Raw genomic sequence first — 2,529 nt, 5'->3', positions numbered from 1 at the left:
TGCGGCGCGGCTCCAGCTCCCCGGCCCGCAGCGCCTTGCGCTGCTGATGCACCCACCTGCCCAGCGGAAAGGACTTCGTCGCCCCGACCTGTACCTCGGCGCCGTAGGGCACGGCGTACAGGCCCGTGATCTCGTTTTCCTTCCGCCAACGGAGCAGGGCTTGGTAGCCCTCCAGCCAGACCAGGGACTCGGGCCGGTACACCCGCGTCCGGAGGAACGCCGCGATGGTCGCCGCGTCGCGCGGGCTGGAGAAGTGCAGCAGCGCCGACTCGGCCGCAGCGTCGGCGCCGTCCTGCTCACGGTCCTTGCCGTCGCCCTCGCCGCCGGCTCCGACGATCCGCCCGTCTTCGTCGCGCTGGATGTGAACCTTGCGCTTGCCGCTGGTGAGCGCGCGGGAGGCGAGCTCCTCGACGAGTCGTTCATCATGACTGCGCAGTCCTTGGAGGACCGCTACAAGGGGGCGGAACGAGGCGCTGGCGACCATGTCGGTCGGGTCCTCGCTCGGCTCCAGGAACACCGGCACGATGATCCGCGCGATCTTCGTGGTGCCGTCGTGGTGGGGCCGCAGCGCCCGGCCGATGTTCTGCACGATTTCCACCTGCGAGCCGCGGGTGTCCGCGAAGCACACGGCCTCGACTCCCCGCTCGCCGGTGATGTCCACCCCCTCCCCGAGCACGCGGCAGCTGGCGAGGAACGCCCGGTGCACCCGGCGGCCGGCGGCGTCGATGCCGTTTGCGAACTGGTGCAGGACCTCGCGTCGTTCGGTGACGAGGTGGTTGCCGCACAGCCACGCCGACCAGACCCTCTCCGGGGGTACGTGCCGTCCGGCCTCAAGCTCGTAGAAGGCCGCATCGATCGAGGACGCTGGTAGCTTCTCCGCGGCCGCCAGGTCGTCGCTGGTGGTGTCACCTGTGTACAGCGCGGCCGCGGTCTTCGGTAGCTTCTCCGCGAACGCGGCGGCTTCTTCCACTTTTTGGTGGAACGTCATGACCGTACGGAGGTTGTGCGCGGCCGCGTGCTCCAAAAGCGCGGTCTGCAGCAGGGCCAGGCGCCGGCCCCGCTGCGCCTCCTCGGACTCTCTGAGGGCGGGGGAGGGGTCGCGGATCTCCAGGACGTCGATCTCGAACGGGGCGAGGATCTCCCGTTCGATCGCCTCGGAGAGCCCGAGCTCGGCCAGCCACGGCCCGTAGGTTTCCGAGTCCTGGCCCATCGACGCGACTTCCAGCGCCTGGCCGTCCGCGCCCTTCTGTGGGCGGGGCGCCGCGAGGATGCGTGGGGTCGCGGTCAGGTAGAGCCGGAAGTCGGCGGGGATGCGGGTGTTGTCGTGGATCGCCGTCCATGGACGACCAAGATCACCGGCGGTGCCGTGCGCCTCATCCACGATCGCGAGGTCGAAGCCCCTCATGCGCTGACCGTACAGCCGCTCTCCGCCCGCCAGAGCGGCCTCCAGCGGCCCGCGAACCTTCCGCTGACCCTCGAGGGCGTCGATGTCCTCGCGGTCCACGAGAGAGGCGTACGTGGCGAACACGATGACCGGCCCGTGCCCGGCCCACAGGGCGAGCTGGATCGGGTTGGTGGTGGTGCGCACCCCCAGCTCGTTGAGAACCGGGTCGTTCTCCAGCGAGCACACCGCGACCATGGAGGAGCGGTGACCCACCGCCCGCCACGCCTGGGCGGTCTGCACGAGCAGGTCCAGGGTCGGCACGGTCACGAGGATCCGGCCCTCGGGGAAGCACTCCAGCGCGCACGCAGCAGCCATGATCGTCTTACCGGACCCGGTCGCGGACACGATCGTCCCACGAGCACCCTGAGGCGACACAGATGACCTTGCAGGAAATCCGACCCACTTTCGGAAACTTGACTTCTGCTCTAGCTGGTGCTCCTTGAGCTGGATCACAGACCTCCCCTTACCTCTCCAATCCCGGCAATTATAAAGACCTAGTAGAACGTCAGATGTGATTGCGGTGGAGGATGGCACGAACAGCAGCTTCGAACTCGCGCACCGCCAAGCCGTGTTCATCTCGAGCCGCAACCCAGGCCGAACCCTGCCCGTATGAATCCCGAAGCCGGTAATACGCATCCATCAGACGGGAAGCCTGAGAGCGAAGCTGCTCACTACCAGGAGTCATGAAGAACTGGGTCGTCACTTCGTAGCGGAGAGGATCTGCAGCGGCCAGATCTGACACCGCTACACCAGCTATAGAAGCGTCAAGGATCTGCCCACACAGCCGGTTGTACATGGAGGAGAGTCGCACACTTGCTTCTACGAGTCGATTCACTTCCTCCTTGCGCCTTTCGACTCTCCGTCGAATGAAATCACCGAAGAGAACCAGAGTTCCACCGAGAATTGCTCCAAGCAGTGCCAGCACACTTTGCACTTCGTCACTCCGCAACGTAGGATCTCTGCCATTTCCGCCAACACTACATGCTGCATCTACCCTATGCGTGTGATACGCCGGAACCCACACGAACGAGCGCGCCCCACCCCCTCACAGCCAGTCAGGCCCACGTCACCAACCTCATCCACTC

General features: G+C 66.2%; 1 protein-coding gene and 1 pseudogene (1 of these 2 only partly in view). Both read right to left on the bottom strand.

Features of this window, described 5'->3' with window-relative positions; genetic code table 11:
• Positions 1 to 1,897, bottom strand: a pseudogene (locus ADK41_RS25545) (Helicase associated domain protein); it reaches 741 nt to the left of the window's first position.
• 52 nt (positions 1,898 to 1,949) lie between these two features.
• A complete protein-coding gene (locus tag ADK41_RS41785) occupies positions 1,950 to 2,378 on the bottom strand; it encodes a hypothetical protein (protein WP_158717741.1) in 429 nt (142 codons plus the stop codon).
• Positions 2,379 to 2,529 lie beyond the last annotated feature (151 nt).

It is taken from the genome of Streptomyces caelestis, from assembly GCF_001279005.1.
Lineage (GTDB): Bacteria > Actinomycetota > Actinomycetes > Streptomycetales > Streptomycetaceae > Streptomyces > Streptomyces heliomycini.
The sequence above is the reverse complement of the archived record's forward strand: the minus strand, read 5'-3'. Positions and strand labels throughout refer to the sequence as shown.